Here is a 727-nt window from a genome sequence, read left to right on the forward strand (position 1 = left end):
CCGGCGGCTTCGGTGGGGCCGGTGTTCCCACCGGAGCTGCCGGCGGTGTGGAACGTCCCGCCCCGGCTGGCGCACTTCGTCGGCCGGGGCGATCTGCTGGCCGCGGTCGACCGGCAGCTGGCCGGCTCGGGCGCGGTCGCGGTGTGCGCGCTGCGCGGGCTTGGCGGGGTGGGCAAGACCGCGCTGGCGGTGGAGTACGCCCACCGGCATGCCGGCGGGTTCGATGTGGTGTGGTGGGTGCCGGCGCAGGACCCGGACCTGATCCCGGGCCATGTGGCCGCGCTCGGGGTCGCGCTCGGCCTGCCCGACGGCGCGGAGATCGCGGCGGTGCTGGCCGCGTTACGCCGTCAGCGGCTGCGCTGGCTGCTGCTCCTCGACAATGTCGAGGACCCGGATGTGGTCGGCCCGTTACGGCCGGTGGACGGGGCCGGCCGGCTGCTGGTGACCTCCCGGCGCGGCGGGCTGGACGGGTTCGGCCCGGCGGTGGAGGTAGCGGAACTGACCCGGGCCGAGGCCGTCGGCCTGCTGACCGCCCGGGTGGGCGGGATCGACCCGGCGGTGGCCGGGCGGATCTGCGCGCTGCTGGGGGATCTGGCGTTGGCGGTGGAGCAGGCCGCCGGCTACCTGGTCCAGACCGGGATGCCGCCGGAGGAGTATGCCGAGCTGCTGGCCGGCCGGCTGGAGGACCTGCTGGCCCGGGGCCGGGTGGCGGACCGGCCGGGGATCA

General features: G+C 77.0%; 1 protein-coding gene. It reads left to right on the forward strand.

Annotated elements, in window-relative coordinates; all coding sequences use genetic code 11:
- Positions 1-21: 21 nt before the first annotated feature.
- On the forward strand, positions 22-727 hold a 706-nt coding region (locus AC5LUJ_RS07070; protein WP_493464657.1), incomplete at its 3' end, for an NB-ARC domain-containing protein.

Source organism: Protofrankia sp. CiP1_Cm_nod3 (assembly GCF_982290655.1).